Below are 218 nucleotides of genomic sequence, written 5' to 3'. Positions count from 1 at the left end.
CTGGTGGCCAAGGTCAAGCCCGACGACCCCAACATCGCGGGCATCCGCGTGGGCCAGAACGCCCCGGGCGTGGTGCGCCTGGTGGTGGACCTCAAGCAGGCGGCCATGCCCCAGGTGTTCACGCTGCCCCCGGTGGCGGCCTACCGGCACCGGCTGGTGTTTGACCTGTACCCGGCTGCGCCGGTGGACCCGCTGGAAGCCCTGATCGCCGAGCGCCT

Annotated in this window: 1 protein-coding gene; it reads left to right on the top strand. The window is 72.0% G+C overall.

Translation table 11 applies throughout. From position 1 onward, the window contains the following. On the top strand, positions 1-218 hold a 218-nt coding region (locus tag DBV10_RS06670), incomplete at both ends, for an AMIN domain-containing protein (RefSeq protein WP_124512075.1).

The organism is Acidovorax sp. FJL06, assembly GCF_003852545.1.
Lineage (GTDB): Bacteria > Pseudomonadota > Gammaproteobacteria > Burkholderiales > Burkholderiaceae_C > Acidovorax.
This window is presented reverse-complemented; position numbering and strand designations above follow the sequence as displayed.